The organism is Caballeronia sordidicola (assembly GCF_001544455.2).
Taxonomy (GTDB): domain Bacteria; phylum Pseudomonadota; class Gammaproteobacteria; order Burkholderiales; family Burkholderiaceae; genus Caballeronia; species Caballeronia sordidicola.
In genome coordinates this window covers 19002-34040 of record NZ_FCOC02000019.1, presented here as the reverse complement: position 1 = coordinate 34040, position 15039 = coordinate 19002, and the positions used below count along the sequence as shown (strand labels likewise).

The 15039-nt window shown below is 62.8% G+C and carries 13 protein-coding genes and 1 pseudogene; 7 read left to right on the top strand and 7 right to left on the bottom strand.

Features of this window, described 5'->3' with window-relative positions; all coding sequences use genetic code 11:
* Positions 1-103 precede the first annotated feature (103 nt).
* From AWB64_RS23850 to AWB64_RS23840, 3 genes are all read left to right on the top strand, one after another.
* Entirely contained in the window at positions 104-1504 is a 1401-nt protein-coding gene (locus AWB64_RS23850; RefSeq protein WP_060857911.1) for an aspartate aminotransferase family protein, read from the top strand.
* A gap of 118 nt (positions 1505-1622) precedes the next feature.
* On the top strand, positions 1623-3095 hold the full coding sequence (locus tag AWB64_RS23845) for an NAD-dependent succinate-semialdehyde dehydrogenase (RefSeq protein WP_060857910.1): 1473 nt from the start codon (positions 1623-1625) through the stop codon (positions 3093-3095).
* Positions 3092-4051 (top strand): M14 family metallopeptidase, encoded by a 960-nt coding sequence (locus tag AWB64_RS23840; protein ID WP_060857909.1) that lies wholly within the window; start codon positions 3092-3094, stop codon positions 4049-4051. The genes AWB64_RS23845 and AWB64_RS23840 overlap by 4 nt, the downstream gene beginning before the upstream one ends.
* An 80-nt stretch (positions 4052-4131) precedes the next feature.
* On the opposite strand, the pseudogene AWB64_RS23835 reads toward AWB64_RS23840, so the two are convergent.
* A pseudogene (locus tag AWB64_RS23835) lies at positions 4132-4985 on the bottom strand (isocitrate/isopropylmalate family dehydrogenase); the annotation flags it as partial.
* A gap of 38 nt (positions 4986-5023) precedes the next feature.
* On the opposite strand from AWB64_RS23835, the gene AWB64_RS32565 reads away from it, so the two are divergent.
* The 4 genes from AWB64_RS32565 (at position 5024) to AWB64_RS23820 (ending at position 8617) form a co-directional block, all read left to right on the top strand.
* A complete protein-coding gene (locus tag AWB64_RS32565; RefSeq protein WP_157766689.1) occupies positions 5024-5152 on the top strand; it encodes a hypothetical protein in 129 nt (42 codons plus the stop codon).
* Positions 5153-5554, top strand: coding sequence for a LysR substrate-binding domain-containing protein (locus tag AWB64_RS23830; RefSeq protein WP_060857908.1), 402 nt, complete (start codon positions 5153-5155; stop codon positions 5552-5554). It abuts the gene before it with no gap.
* 276 nt (positions 5555-5830) lie between these two features.
* Positions 5831-6871 (top strand): ABC transporter substrate-binding protein, encoded by a 1041-nt coding sequence (locus AWB64_RS23825; RefSeq protein ID WP_060857907.1) that lies wholly within the window; start codon positions 5831-5833, stop codon positions 6869-6871.
* A gap of 72 nt (positions 6872-6943) precedes the next feature.
* Complete coding sequence (locus AWB64_RS23820; protein ID WP_060857906.1) at positions 6944-8617, top strand: GMC family oxidoreductase; 1674 nt, start codon at positions 6944-6946, stop codon at positions 8615-8617.
* Between the two features lie 10 nt (positions 8618-8627).
* Here the strand turns inward: AWB64_RS23820 and AWB64_RS23815 are convergent, their stop codons facing one another.
* The 6 genes from AWB64_RS23815 to AWB64_RS23790 all read right to left on the bottom strand — a co-directional run bounded on the left by AWB64_RS23815 (position 8628) and on the right by AWB64_RS23790 (position 14940).
* Positions 8628-10055 (bottom strand): aldehyde dehydrogenase family protein, encoded by a 1428-nt coding sequence (locus AWB64_RS23815; protein ID WP_060857905.1) that lies wholly within the window; start codon positions 10053-10055, stop codon positions 8628-8630.
* 25 nt (positions 10056-10080) lie between these two features.
* Complete coding sequence (locus AWB64_RS23810) at positions 10081-10872, bottom strand: ABC transporter permease (protein ID WP_060857904.1); 792 nt, start codon at positions 10870-10872, stop codon at positions 10081-10083.
* Positions 10869-11678 carry an ABC transporter permease gene (locus AWB64_RS23805; RefSeq protein WP_374728647.1) on the bottom strand — a complete coding sequence of 270 codons (810 nt, stop codon included), beginning with the start codon at positions 11676-11678 and terminating at the stop codon, positions 10869-10871. Before AWB64_RS23805 ends, AWB64_RS23810 begins: the two co-directional genes overlap by 4 nt.
* Before the next feature lie 95 nt (positions 11679-11773).
* A complete protein-coding gene (locus tag AWB64_RS23800; RefSeq protein ID WP_208603308.1) occupies positions 11774-13090 on the bottom strand; it encodes an NAD(P)/FAD-dependent oxidoreductase in 1317 nt (438 codons plus the stop codon).
* On the bottom strand, positions 13087-13797 hold the full coding sequence (locus AWB64_RS23795; protein ID WP_060857903.1) for an HAD-IA family hydrolase: 711 nt from the start codon (positions 13795-13797) through the stop codon (positions 13087-13089). The genes AWB64_RS23800 and AWB64_RS23795 overlap by 4 nt, the downstream gene beginning before the upstream one ends.
* A 66-nt stretch (positions 13798-13863) precedes the next feature.
* Positions 13864-14940, bottom strand: coding sequence for an ABC transporter ATP-binding protein (locus tag AWB64_RS23790; protein ID WP_060857902.1), 1077 nt, complete (start codon positions 14938-14940; stop codon positions 13864-13866).
* Positions 14941-15039: the final 99 nt, after the last annotated feature.

Genomic DNA, 15039 nt, shown 5'->3' with positions numbered 1-15039 from the left:
ACGCCCGAAAGAAACCTGCTGACACGCTTTTGCGCCGCCGTTTGGCGGTGGTCGATACGGTTTCACCCGCTCACATGTGAAGATTCATCGTTCGAGGTCCGCTATGTCCACGTCCCCTCTCGCCTCGCTGATCGAGGCCGACCGCCAGCATCTGATTCACCCTGTCATCAACTACCGCACGCACGAGACACGCGGCGCGACCGTGCTGGAATCCGCTCGCGGTCCGTTTCTGCGCACTGCCGCAGGCGAAGAACTGCTCGACGCGTTCTCGGGCCTGTGGTGCGTAAACGTCGGCTACGGACGCGACAGCATCGTCAAGGTGGCCGCGGAGCAGATGGCGCGCCTGCCGTATGCGACCGGCTATTTCCATTTCGCCTCCGAGCCTGCGATCGAGCTGGCCGCAAAGCTGACCGGGCTTGCGCCGCCGTCGCTGCAGCACGTGTATTTCACGCTCGGCGGCTCGGACGCGGTGGATTCGGCCGTCCGCTTCATCACGCACTATTTCAACGCGACAGGCCGGCCGTCGAAGAAGCAGTTCATCGCGCTCGAACGCGGCTATCACGGGTCGTCGTCGGTGGGGGCGGGACTGACCGCACTGCCCGCGTTTCACCGGCATTTCGACTTGCCACTGCCGCATCAGCATCACATTTCGTCGCCGTATGCCTACCGGCACGCGCAGGGCGGCGACCCAACCGCGCTAATCGACGCATCGGTGAACGAATTGCGCGCGAAGGTTAGCGCGCTCGGCGCGGACAACGTCGCCGCCTTTTTCTGTGAGCCGATCCAGGGGTCGGGCGGCGTGATCGTGCCGCCGACCGGATGGTTGAAGGCGATGCGCAAAGCGTGCCGCGAACTCGGCATCCTGTTCGTCGCCGACGAGGTGATCACCGGCTTCGGCCGAACGGGCCCGCTGTTCGCATGTCAGGGCGAAGGGGTCGAGCCGGATATGATGACCGTTGCCAAAGGCCTCACATCGGGTTACGCACCGATGGGTGCCGTGCTGATGTCCGATGCGGTGTACCAGGGCATCGCCAGCGACAATGCGGTGGTAGGCCACGGTCAGACCTATTCGGCTCATCCGGTGAGCGCCGCAATCGGCCTCGAAGTGATACGTCTCTATCACGAGGGCGGCGTGCTCGCGAATGGCGCCGCGCACGGGCCACGCTTCGCGCAAGGCCTCGATGCGCTGCTCGCGCATCCGCTGGTCGGCGATGCGCGCCATCGCGGCCTGCTCGGCGCGCTCGAACTTGTCGCCGACAAGCACACGAAGCAGCGCTTCGACGCTTCGCTTAACCTGCCGGATCGCATCGCCGCCGCGGCATTTGAAAATCGTCTCGTGTTCCGCGCGTTCGGCGACGGCATTCTCGGCTTTGCACCGGCGCTGTCGTACACAGCGGACGATTTCGATCTGCTGTTCGAACGACTCGAACAGACCCTCGACGCCGTGCTCGCACAACCCGACGTGCGCGCGGCCCTCGGTGCCAGCCGGCCCGTCGTCGCATGATGCGCCGACGGAACCTTCGCGCAGCTTCCTGATGCCCTTCGGGCTGGCCGAAACTCCTGACGACGAATGACAGCCCGGCGCGCCGCCTGCCTTACCGCATAGATCGGAGACCACTCGCATGACACGACGCTTCAGCCTCGAAGACCTGATCCTGACCGCCAATCTGATCGATGGTCGATGGCTCTCCGCCGCCGACGGCGCGCGCTTCGCCGTCATCGATCCGGGGACCGGAAACACGATCGCCGAAGTCGCCGACAGCGGCCCGGCCGACGCACACGCGGCGACCGATGCCGCGGCCCGCGCGCTGCCCGCGTGGCGCGATACTTTGCCGAAGGAACGCGCGGCCATTCTCGACCGCTGGCATGACCTCATCGTCGCGCACGAGGAAGTGCTCGGCGAACTGATCTCGCTGGAACAGGGCAAGCCGCTCGCCGAAGGACGCGGAGAAGTCGCGTATGGCGCGTCGTATGTCACGTGGTTCGCCGACGAGGGGCGGCGCATCTATGGCGACATCATTCCGGCGCAGCAGCGTGGCAAGCGCATGAGCGCGGTCAAGGAGCCCATCGGCATCGTCGCGGCGATCACGCCGTGGAATTTCCCGCTCGCGATGATCGCCCGCAAGATCGCGCCAGCGCTCGCCGCCGGGTGCACGGTGGTAGGCAAGCCCGCCGAAGATACGCCGCTCACCGCGCTCGCGCTTGCGCTGCTCGCGCAGGAGGCCGGCGTGCCCGCGGGCGTGCTGAACCTGATCACCGCATCGCGAGAACGCGGCATCGCGGCTGTAGCCGACTGGCTCGAAGACAGCCGCGTGCGCAAGATCACCTTCACCGGCTCGACGGCGGTCGGCAAGTATCTGGCGCGCGAATCGGCGGCAACGCTGAAGAAGTTGTCGCTGGAGTTGGGCGGCAACGCCCCGTTCCTCGTTTTCGATGACGCCGATATCGATGCCGCGGTCTCGGGCCTGCTTGCGTCGAAGTTCCGCAACGGCGGCCAGACGTGCGTGTGCCCGAATCGCGTGTACGTGCAGGCGGGCGTCTACGACGCGTTCTCGCGCAAGCTCGCCGACAAGGTCGGCGCGCTGCGCGTTGGGCCCGCGACCGACCCTTCCTCGCAGATCGGACCGATGATCAACACGCGCGCCGTCGACAAGATCGCTCGCCACGTCGACGACGCCGTTGCAAAGGGCGCTCGCGTGCTGACCGGCGGCACGCGGCTGCCCGAGTGCGGCGCGCACTATTTCGCGCCGACCGTGCTCGCCAACGCCACGGACGACATGCAGTTGTGCTGCGAAGAAACTTTCGGGCCAGTTGTGCCGCTCTTCCGCTTCGACAGCGAGGAAGACGCCCTGCGCGCCGCCAACGACACGCCGTTCGGCCTCGCCGCCTACTTCTATAGTCAGGACGTGCGGCGCACCGACCGGGTGTCGCGCGCGCTCGAAGCGGGCATCGTCGGCATCAACGAGGGGGCGATATCGAGCGAAGCCGCGCCGTTCGGCGGCGTCAAGGAATCGGGCTACGGCCGCGAAGGCTCACGCTATGGTCTGGATGACTATCTATCGATCAAATACCTGTGCCAGGGAGGTCTCGAATGAGCGCCGCAATCTATCCAATCCAGGTCGAATTTCCGGACATTGCGACGCACGCGCGGAGCAACACCGGCATTCCGTATGTGCATACGTTCGATTCAGGCGTCGCAGGCCCGCACGCGATGGTCAACGCGCTGACGCACGGCAACGAGGTCTGTGGCGCGCTCGTCGTCGACGCGCTGCTACGTGCAGGCGTGCGCCCGCGCCGCGGACGCCTGACGCTCGCGTTCGCGAACGTGAACGCCTACGGGCGTTTCGACTCGTCGAACCCGGATGCCAACCGCTTTGTCGATCAGGATTTCAACCGTGTGTGGACCGCGCAGGTGCTCGACGACCACGCACGCCGTTCCTGCGAGCTGGATCGTGCGCGCGAGATGCGTCCCGTGATCGATACCGTCGATCTGTTGCTCGATCTGCATTCGATGCATGAAAAGAGTGCCCCGCTGCTGCTCGCCGGTCCATTGCCCAAAGGCGCCGATTTCGCCTTGAGTCTCGGCGCGCCGGCTACCGTGATGTGCGATGAAGGGCATCCAGAAGGCCGGCGTATGCGCGATTACGAAGGATTCGGCGTTCCGGCGAGCGCGAAGAATGCCCTGCTGATCGAATGTGGGCAGCATTTCGAACCGTCGGCTGTCACGGTCGCGCGGGACGCCACCGCGCGGTTTCTGACGGCATCCGGCGTGCTCGATACCACCGACCTGCCGCCGGACTGGATCATGCCGCCACCACCGGCAATGCGTGTCATCGAAGTCACCAAACCCGTAGTGGCGACGAGCATGGACTTCCGCTTTGCCGAGCCTTATACCGGGCTCGAAGTCATTCCGAAAGCGGGCAGCGTGATCGGCTGGTCGAACGGCGAGCCTGTGCATACGCCGTATGACGACTGCGTGCTTGTGATGCCGTCGCTGCGGCAACTACGTCCCGGCGTGACGGTGGTCCGGTTCGGCAAGATCCATCGATAGTGCTTGGCGTCCCGGGATCGCTACGTGCGTTCGCGAGACATGTCGTGCCTCATGCCGGCGACCCGGTGTCGAGGCGCTCGTCAGGCTTCGAGCGCGGCGGCGATGGCCATGCCCCCACGTCGGTCGTGCTCGCGGTACCTGCCGGATCCGGTGTGCGCGGCCCATTGACCAGCACGGTTTCGATGGCCCGGATAATCGCGTCATGTGCTTCCCGATAAACGCTGTCGCTATCGCCCAGGAAGTTCAACATCATTGCGCCCGACCAGATCATCGCGATCGGATTAGCAATGTTTTTTCCGTAAATGTCGGGCGCCGAACCGTGCACCGGCTCGAATAGCGAAGGAAAATCGCGCTCCGGCTTGAGATTCGCGGACGGCGCTATGCCGATGGTCCCCGCGCACGCCGGTCCCAGATCGGACAGGATGTCGCCGAACGGATTCGACGCCACCACCACGTCAAAGCGATCCGGACTCAACACGAAACGCGCCGACAGAATATCAATGTGATATTTGTCCCAGTGAACGCCGGTGTAGCGTTTGCCGACTTCTTCGACCCGCTCGTCCCAATACGGCATCGTGATCGAGATGCCGTTCGACTTGGTCGCGGCGGTCAGGTGCCTTTTTTGGCCGGCTGTGCGCAAGCCTGAATGCGTAGTCCAGAATCCTGTCCGTGGCGTGGCGTGGCGTGTAAATATGCTCTCCTGTACCGCGAACTAGCGGTCGGTGCCTTCGAACATGCCGCCGCCGATCGACGAATATTCTCCTTCGGTGTTTTCGCGGACAATATAGAAATCGATATCTCCCGGCTTGCGTCCTGCCAATAGACACGGGACACCGGGCATCAAGCGCAAGGGCCGCAAGTTGACCTGCTGCGAGAAGTCGCGTCAGAACTTCAATAGCGCGCCCCAGAGCGAAATATGATCAGGCACGATAGCCGTGCCAGCTGCTCGAGTATCCGAAACTCGAGCTGGACATGCATTTCACCGACCGGCTGGTCGATCTCGTCGACGACGGATTCGATTTATGCGTGGGCAACGGTCCGCTCGGACAAAGCGCGGGCCTGATGAGCCGCGCCATCGCCATAGAACGCGTGCTGGTGTGAGTGTCAGCTCGCTATCTGGAGGAAAACGGCACACCCGAAACACTTGCCGATCTCGCCGCTCATCAAGCTATCGCCTATGGTCAGAGTGGGCGGGTACAGCCGTGGTCGTTTCTACGGACGGATGGTTCGCCCTGTTACGTCCCACCCCCGGCAAAGCTTAATCTCAACGATATCGAAGCAATCTCCGATGCTGTCGCAGCGGGCTTTGGCTTGGCCTGGCTCGCGCACTGGCTGGTACGTGACCGGCTTCGCGCCGGTGAACTTGTGGAGGTGCTCCCGGCCGCAGGCGCTATCGTGTCGAACATCTCCTTGATCTGGCCGGCTACGCCGCATCTGCCCCAGCGTGTGCGCAGCGCGATCGATGTGCTGACAAACGAAGTTGCGGCATTTACAGCAGCTTGATCTTGGGAGGCCTGAAGGGCCTCTTCGAATGACCGAAGGCTTCTGACGCCGGCCGTCAGTCCCCGGTATACCCGCAGGGCGAATCCTGCCGCGGACATAACCGCATGTAATAGCCCCTCAAACAATTCCGGCGTTGCCACGCCCATAACGGCGCCCTATATTTTTCCTCAGCGCGGGCAGGACCGGCCGACTAGAGTCCGGCCACCGTGTCACGTTTGATCATTACATCGAACACTCCGCGCAACTGCCCTTCCAATGACCCCAGGACCGACGTCGATGAAAAATCTGCCACTACGCCCCGTCGCATTGTTTCTATCGATATTTCTTGCCTCAAGCGTCCCGGCACTTGCCGCCGGTCAGATCACATTTGTCTCGCAGGGCGGCAGTTATCAGGAAGCGCAGACCAAGGCCATTCTGGACCCTGCCGCAAAGCTGCTCGGCATCACCGTCAACCAGGACAGCATCCCCGATGCATGGCCGGCGGTCAAAGCCCAGGGCGCAACCGGCAAGCCAATCTGGGACGTGATCGATACCCCAACTGCGAACTGTCTGCGCGGCGGCCGCGAAGGTCTTCTGGAAAAACTCGACTTCTCGAAGATCCCGAACGCCGCTGCCATGCCCGAGCAATACCGCACGCCCTATTCTGTTGCCTACGAGTTTTATTCGACGGTGATTGGCTACAACAAGAAGTCACTTAAGAAGGTCCCGCAGAGCTGGGCGGATTTCTGGAATGTAAAGGCGTTCCCCGGCACGCGCGCATTGCGCAATGATCCGCAAACCGTTCTCGAGGCGGCACTGCTCGCCGACGGCGTCCCGCGCAACAAGCTTTATCCGCTCGACGTGGACCGCGCGTTCAAGAAGCTCGATCAGATCAAGCCGGACATAACGGTCTGGTGGACGTCCGGCGGCCAGTCGGCACAGTTGCTGCACGACGGCGAAGTCGATATGGAAATGATCTGGAACGGTCGCGCAAGCGCTGTTCAAAAGGACAATCCCGATGTCGCCTTCACATATAACGACGGCATCCTGCAGAACACGCAGTTGTGCATCCTCAAGAACGCGCCGAATTTGCCGACCGCGATCCAGTTTTTGAACACCGCCATGTCCCCGGACCTGCAGGCCAACCTGCCGTTGTATATCGACTACGGTCCGGGCAATCCGGCTGCGTTCAAGACCGGCAAGATCACCGCGAAGCGTGCGGCCGAACTGCCCAGCTCGCCCGAGAACGCAGCGAAGCAGGCGCTGATGTCGGAAGACTGGTGGGCCTCGGAGCCGGGCATCCAGGCGAAGGCGCGCTGGCTGAAATTCATGCAATGACGTCCGTAGGTCCGGATTCTCTCGCGCCCGTGTTCCGGGCGCGTTCGCCTTTCTCCACGCGCCACATACCTTGTGATCGACACTCTCATACTTGGCGGCGGGTCGGCCGGCTGCGTGCTGGCCGCGCGTCTTTCCGAAGATGCCGGCAGACAAGTGATGCTTGTTGAAGCCGGTCGCGATATTTCCGCATCGACCATGCCGGCCGAAATACGAAGCCGCTACCCGGGGCGGGTCTATCTCGACACCAACAACCTCTGGAAGCGTCTTTCGGCGCGCATGAGCACGCCCGCTTCGCCTCGTCGATACGAACAGGCGCGACTCCTTGGCGGCGGTTCCGCGATCAACGCGTTGATGGCCAATCGCGGCGCACCCGCGGACTATGATGAATGGGAATCGCTCGGCGTCAGCGGATGGAACTGGGCGGCATGCCTGCCGGCTTTTCGCAAGCTCGAAACAGACATCGATTTCACGGGTGAACTACACGGTACAAATGGACCGGTTCGCATCAGGCGCACTGAGGCCGCCCGGATTTCTCCCTTCGTGCGTGCGGTGCTGAACGTGCTGGACCGCTCGGGATATCCGAATCGCGGCGATCAGAATGGTCCTTGGGAAGATGGCTCGTTCATCGGTTCGATTGCGGTCAGCGATGAAGGTGAGCGCATTCCTACATCGGTTTGCTATCTGACCGATCAAGTCCGCCAACGCTCGAATCTTTCAATCAGGACAGACGCAAGCGTTGATCGCATTCTCTTTGACGGCACGCGCGCAACCGGCGCGCTGCTGGGTTCCGGCGAAGTCATCCAGGCACGCAATGTAATCGTCTGTGCAGGCGCGATCCATAGCCCGGCGATGCTGCTGCGCAGCGGCATCGGTCCCGCGGACGACCTGCGCGCACTGGGAATAAAAGTGATCGCGGACCGTCCGGGCGTCGGCGGCAACCTGATGGAGCATCCGTCGATTGCCGTATCCGCGTTCCTTAAGAAATCAGCGCGCACCCGGTTTCCGGAGGAACATCATGAACAGGCGATCGTACGGTTCTCATCAGGATTACCCGACACGGTTGCTGGCGACATGCACGGCGCGATCCTTTCCCGCTCAGGCTGGCACTCGATCGGGTATCGACTGGGAACGCTGTTTTTCTGGGTCAACAAGTCTTACTCGCGCGGGCGGGTGACACTGGTTTCATTGGATGCGCGGGATGAGCCGAAAGTCGAATTCAACATGCTGTCGGACGCGCGTGATCTTGACCGGCTCAAGCTCGCGGTTCGCTTTGGCGCGACCGCACTGAGCGATCCCGCGATGACAGAGTGGGCCGGTGCGCTTTTTCCATCCAGTTATTCTCCACGTGTGGCAAAGGTGGCAGTGCCCGGCGTACGGAACGCCTTGCAGCGCGGCGCATTGAGCGTGCTGCTGGATATTGCCGGGCCCTGGCGCGCGAGGCTGGTCAGGACACTCGTCACGCAAGGCGTGACGCTTGAGACCCTGCTTGGAGACGACCAGGCAATGACCGAATTCGTTACGCGCTCAGTCGGTGGTACGTGGCACCCATCGGGTACGTGCCGGATGGGCGCGCCTGAAAATCCGCATGCCGTCACCGGCTCAAGCGGCCTCGTCTACGGCGTCGAGAACCTGCGGGTCTGCGATGCGTCGCTGATGCCGTCCATTCCGTGCGCAAATACCAACATCCCGACCATCATGATTGCCGAGCGCATCGCGGAAATGATCCGCTCGGAAACGGCTCAATGAAGCATCGTGATCACGCGGCGTATCCCACGATGCCCTTCACTTCGAGAAACGCCTCCAATCCCCACTCGCCATACTCGCGGCCGTTGCCCGATTGCCTGAAACCGCCGAACGGTGCGCCCGCGTCCCAAGCCGGGTAGTTGATATGCACGCTCCCCGCACGCAGACGGAACGCGACACGTCGCGCATGCTCGTGGTCACCGGACTGCACATAGGCTGCGAGGCCGAAGACGCTGTCGTTTGCCATCGCAATGGCATGCTCTTCGTCGTCGTAAGGCAGTATCGACAGAACGGGGCCGAAGATTTCATCGCGGGCAATGGCCATGTCGGGCCGCACGCCGGCGAAGACGGTGGGACGCACGTAATAGCCATGCGCCAATCCTTCGGGACGCCCGGTGCCGCCCGTGACCAGCTCCGCACCTTCCTCGATACCCTGCTGGATCTGCCGTTGAATGCGGTCGAACTGCACCGCGCTCACGACTGGACCGAGCGTCGTGTCTGCATCGTCGGCGGCGCCGACAACGTGCTTTTGCGCCGCCTCGCGCGCGATCGTCACCGCTTCGGCATGACGCGCGGCCGGCACGAACATCCGCGTGGGCGCGTTGCACGACTGCCCGCTGTTGCCGAAGCACGCGTTGACGCCGGATGTGACCGCGGCGGTAAGTTCGGCATCGTCGAGGATAATATTGGCAGACTTGCCGCCGAGTTCCTGGTGCACGCGCTTGACGGTGGGCGCCGCAAGCCGGGCAATCTCGATACCCGCGCGAGTCGAACCGGTGAACGACACCATGTCCACGTCGGGATGACTGCACAGCGCAGCGCCGGCGAGCGGACCGTCACCATTGACGAGGTTGAACACGCCGGCAGGTACGCCTGCGGCGTCGAGCACTTCAGCGAACAGGAGTGCGTTGAGCGGCGACACTTCGCTGGGTTTGAGCACCATCGTGCAGCCCGCCGCAATCGCGGGTGCGACCTTGCAGACAATCTGGTTGATCGGCCAGTTCCATGGCGTGATCAACGCGGCTACGCCTATCGGCTCGTACGTGATCAGCGTCGTGCCTTTCATGCGCTGCCAGACAAACGCCTCGCATGTGCGGATCAGTTCATTCAGATGGCGCGTGCCGAGTCCCGCTTGCCAGCCGTGCGCAAGCGCGCGCGGTGCCCCGATTTCGCGTGAAATGACGCGTGCCATTTCTTCGTAGCGTTCCGCATAGGCGGCCAGGATCTTGCGGATCAGCGCAAGCCGCTCGTCGGGCGATGTCGCCGCAAACGAGGTGAACGCACGACGCGCCGCGGCCGCCGCGCGGTCGATATCGGCCGGCGTCCCCATGGCGATCTCAGCGAACGTTTCCTCGGTGCACGGATCGGTCACGCCAAGCCGCTCCGGGCCCAGCGGTTCCACCCACTCACCGCCGATATAAAACTGTAACGCGTGATTCATCGAGATGACCTCTTGGTTAATGCACTCAAACCCGCGCGGCCGACTTGCGGCTAACCACCACGATCATCACGAGGCACAATGTGATCGCTGTCAGCATGGTGCTGATCGCGGCAATGGTCGGATCGATTTCGTCGCGCAGCGTGACAAACATGCGGCGCGTCAGCGTCTGGTTGGCGCCTCCTGAAACGAACAGCGCCACGACGGTTTCATCGAGCGCCTGAATGAAGACGAACACCGCACCCGAGATCACGCTCGAGCGGATCTGCGGCAGCGTGACCGTCATGAAGCTGCGAAACCGATTCATGCCGAGACTGCGTGCCACCATTTCCTGCGTGGGATCGAAGGTGCGAAGATCCGCGCCGACTGCGATCAGGACATACGGCAGCCCGAGCATGGTATCGGCGAGGATCAGGCCGCCCAGGGTGTTCACGTAACCGGCCTGTGAGTACACGAAGAAAACCCCGACCGCCACGATAATGATCGGCACCATTAACGGCAGCATCAGCAAGGTCCGCGCGTACCGCATGACCCGATGCGTCCCGTTCTGGATCGCGTAGGCGGCAGCCACGCCCAATGGCGTGGCCAGGAGCGACGCGCATACCGAGGCAATCAGCGTGGTGCGTGCTGCGTCTATCCACGCGGGATTGCCGAAGAACGTGTGATACCAGCGCAGGGAATATCCGGGCGGCGGGAAGGTCATGAAGCGGGTGTCGGAGAAAGACAGCGGCACGACGATCAGGATGGGCACCATCAGGAAAACGAGGATGGCCACCACTCCGGCTGCCAGCGCCACGCGTGCGAAAGAGAGTCGGTTCATTTTGCCCCCAACGTCTTTTCGAGCGGCACCACGCGGCTCGCTGCATAAAAGATGGCGAACACGCAGACCAGCAGCACCACACTGACCGCACTCGCCGCGCCCCAGCTGTTGTAGATCTCCACGTTGCGACTCACGACCATGGACACCATCACCGACTTGCCGCCGCCCATGAGTTCGGGCGTGATATAGAAACCCAGGCACAGGATGAAAACGAGCGTCACGCCCGCAATCACGCCACTCATGGATAACGGCAGGAACACCCGCAGGAATACGTGCAGCGGCGAGCCGCCGAGGCTCGCGCCGGCATGCGAGAGGTTCGCGGGGATCTTCTGCATCGCGGAATAGAGCGGCAGCACCATGAACGGCAGCAGGATGTGCACCATGGCGATTACCGTACCGATCTGGTTGTAGCCGAGTTGCAGCGGGTGGTCGGTGAGGGCGCTTGCCATCAGCAGCTTGTTGACGACGCCGGTGCGCTGCAGCAAGACGAGCCAGGCGTAGGTGCGCACGAGCACGCTGGTCCAGAACGGCAGGATCACCATGCCGAGGATCAGCGCGCTGAATCTGGGCGAGACGGACGCGGCGAGGTAAGCGACCGGATAACCCAGCAATAGCGTTATGACCGTCACGATAAAGCTGAGCTTGAACGTCAGCAGGAAGGTATCGAGATACACGCCGGTGAACACCCGCTCGTAATTCGCGAGCGTGAAGCCGTGGTTCCAGATGGACTGCCACGACAGCCACACGAGCGGCACCACCAGCAGCAACACGATCACGACGAGCGCGGGCGTCATCAGCAGCCACATCGTCCGGTCTTCGCGACGCTGGTATTGCCGAAAAGGGTCCGAGCGCGGGATGACGGCCGTGCCCTGCCCTGAAATAGTCCGGTTGGCGATTGACATCATGCACCTACGGCGTCGAGGAACTGGTACCACGCAGCGACGAGGCGAACCCCCGGCGCGCGCAACGAATGGAATGGCACGGGGTTGAGCCCGGCTGAAGCCAGCAGCGACAACTCTGGCCGCTCGCCCAAGGCGAGCGCCGCTGCGTGCCGGCCGAGCAGGCTCGCCATTGCAATGCCTGCTCCGTTATAGCCCAGACAAAAAGTCGTGACGTCGTCGCTGCGGCCTACATGCGGCAACGAATTGAAAGTCATGCCTACATATCCCGACCACTGATACTCCACCGGCACGTCCGCGAGCTCCGGAAACAGCCCTGCCATGGCGCGCCGCAGTGCGTCGAAACCCGTCGTCTGCCCTTCCTTGCCGAACGCGTCGCGGCCACCGAACAACATGCGGCCATCGACCTTGCGGAACCACTTCATCATGCGCCGGGTTTCCGTATAACTCCGGCGATTCGCCATCAAGCGGGCATCGAGTTCGGGAGATAGACGGGCTGTCGCTATCATCGCGCTGCGAAACGGCACGAGTTCGCGCTGATAGTCCGATGTCGCAGGCGTCAGGTTCGAGTATGCGTTCGTCCCGACAATCACCTGCTTTGCCCGCACGGTTGCATTCGGCGTACGCAGAATCGCGCCCGCACCGCCGTCCAGGCGATGCATGTCCAGCACCGGGGTATCTTCATGAATCGCGACGTTGCGTTGCGTCAGCCCGTCGGCCATGCCGCGAACATAGTGAAGCGGAAGGATCGTGCCTGCGTCGGCACTCAGCGCGCTGCCGACAAACGCTTTCGAGCCGGTCTCGTGCTGCGTCTCCGCACGCGAGAGTACCGACATGGAGGTGTCGCCCAATTGCGTGCGTACCCAGTCGGCCTCCGCGCGGATGCCTTGCAATGCACGTTCGGTGTGGGCGCACCGCAGGCTTCCGGTATGTTCGAAGCGCGCGCTTTCGAGCTTGAATTCGTCGATGAACCTTTCCACCATGCGCACGCCGTCATGCGCGAGCCGGTGCATCGTACGTGCGGCTTCGAGTCCGTGCATGCGCTCGATGGCCGGAAACGACAAGCGAAACTTCGACGACACCACACCGCCATTACGACCGCTCGCGCCCCAGCCGACCGGATTGGCGTCGAGCACGACTGCCCGCACGCCGCGTTCATGCAACGCATGCGCCGCCGACAAACCTGAATACCCCGCGCCGATAATCGCGACATCCGTGTCGATATCGCATGCAAGCGGGGCGCGCGGCACGGGTTCCGGACCCGCCATGGCCCGCCATAACGAAGGCGCAAGCGGCCGTGCCGGCGGCGTGTTCATCATGCTGCGCGCGCTTCTGCTTCGACCGCGTCGGCGAGCGCGCCAAGCGTCGCGAACTTGAAGGTCGGCGCCGTTACAGCATCGGGCGTCGGCGTTGCGCCGAATCCCTTTTGTCCCTGGCGCCGCTCGATCCAGCATGTCGAATAACCGAGTTCGGTCGCGACGCCGATGTCGTGATACTGGCTTTGCGCCGTATGCAGGATCTCGCCGAACTTGTAGCCGAACGCGGCTTGCCGACCGCGGTTGTAGGCAAAGAATTGCGGATTCGGTTTTGCGACGCCCGTCTCGTCACAGCAGACGGTATCGTCGAACGGATCGCCGAGCGTATGTGCATACGACGACAAGGCGACGCGGTCCGCATTGGTCATCGCGACGAGCCGGAAGTGCTTGCGCAAGCGCTTCAACGCTGCGACGGAATCCTCGAATGCGGGCCAGTCGAGTACGTCGCGCTGGAATGCGGCGGCGGTCTGGTCGTCCGACGGCAGGCCGAGTTCGTTCGCAAGCGACTGGTAGACCTTCGACATCGCCTTGCTCGAGCGGCCTGGATAAGCCGCGCGGCCACGCATGTAGGGCTCGAAGATCTGGTCGTCGGTGAGATCGCGGGCCGCGTCGCCACCGAGACGCCGCACGGAAGCCAGCACGCCCCGCTCGAAATCGATCAGCGTTCCCACCACATCGAACGTCAACACCTTGAAGTCTGTCAGTTTCATTTCGTTATCCTCTGTAGTTTGTCAAATAACACGCACTGATCCTAAGCAAATACGTGTTGGAAAGATTCAGCCAGGCACGACGATGGTGTCCTGCGGATCGAGCACGACCGTCATTTGCGAGCCCGCAGCCGGAATGCGCTGACGGGCGTCGTGACTGCCGGGTTGACGCAGGCTGATGGCCGTGCCGTCGGCAAGCGTTGCGAACACACGCAGGCTTTCGCCCTGGTACAACACTTCAGTGACGCGGCAGACAAGCCGGTTCACGCCGGCGTGGTTCAGCGCGGTGTCGATGACGAGTTTCTCCGTTTGCACCGCAAGCAGGAGCGTGTCGCCATGCGGCAGCGGATGCGCGGTGCGCAACAGCGTGTTGCCGAGCATCACGGCGTCTTCTCCGGCACGCTTGACGGGCAACATGGACGCCTCGCCGATGAAACTCGCGACGAACGCATCGCAAGGCCGGTCATAGAGACGCTCGGGTGTGTCGATCTGCACAAGTTTGCCGTTGCGCATCACGGCGACGCGGTCGCTCATGGTCAGCGCCTCACGCTGGTCGTGCGTCACGTAGACAATGGTCGCCTCGAGTTTCCTGTGCAGGCGCCGCAGTTCGATCTGCATGGTTTCGCGCAGTTGCTTGTCGAGCGCCGAAAGCGGTTCGTCCATCAGGATCAGTTGCGGCTCGAACACCATGGCGCGCGCGAGGGCAACGCGCTGGCGCTGCCCGCCCGACAACTGGCTGATGCCGCGGCTTTCATATCCACCGAGCTCCACCATGGCAAGCGCGTCGGAAACCTTGCGCGCCCATCCGGCCTTTGGCTGACGTCGCGCGCGCAACGGAAACGCGACGTTTTCGCCTACGCTCATATGCGGAAACAGCGCGTAGTTCTGAAAGACGATCCCGATGTCACGCTTGTGCGGCGGCGCGAATGTAATGTCGCGATCGCCGACCCAGACCGAGCCGGAGCTCGGCTGGACGAACCCGCCGAGAATGCCCAGCAAGGTCGTCTTGCCGGAACCCGAAGGCCCGAGCAACGAGACGAATTCGCCAGGCGCGATATCGAGCGAAACGTCGTCGAGTGCGACAACCGGGCCGTAGCGCTTTGCAGCCGAGCGGATCGATACTCCTGCTTTCGCCCTTGCATCCATGCTGGTATCTCTCGTTGGTATTCATGCCGGGGCATGGGTTTTCATGCATCGGTCGAATCGAATATACGGCGCGTTTTTATTGGCGGCAATTCCCGAATT